The sequence below is a fragment of the Achromobacter sp. SIMBA_011 genome (genome assembly GCF_046535435.1).
Classification (GTDB): domain Bacteria; phylum Pseudomonadota; class Gammaproteobacteria; order Burkholderiales; family Burkholderiaceae_B; genus Achromobacter; species Achromobacter dolens.
In genome coordinates, this window is sequence record NZ_JAWRWN010000364.1 from 1 (window position 1) to 276 (window position 276).

1 pseudogene is annotated in these 276 nt (G+C 67.0%); it reads right to left on the reverse strand.

The window, feature by feature from the left end:
* Positions 1 to 276 (reverse strand): annotated as a pseudogene (locus tag SB816_RS31310) (1-deoxy-D-xylulose-5-phosphate reductoisomerase); the annotation flags it as partial.

The following is a 276-nucleotide window of genomic DNA, read 5'->3' on the forward strand; positions in this document are numbered from 1 at the left end:
CGTTGAGCACGGCGTCGACCGTCTGCGCGATGGCCATGAAGCCGATGCGGCGGTTGAGGAAGGCCTCGACCGCGATTTCGTTGGCCGCATTGAGCGTGGCGCTCGCCACGCCGCCTTCGTTCAGCGCCTTCATGGCGAGCGCGAGGCACGGGAAGCGCGTGTAGTCGGGATGCTCGAAGTTAAGCGTCGCGACCTGCACGAGATCGAGTTGCGCGACGCCCGAATCCACGCGATCCGGATACGCCAGCGCGTGCGCGATCGGCGTGCGCATGTCCG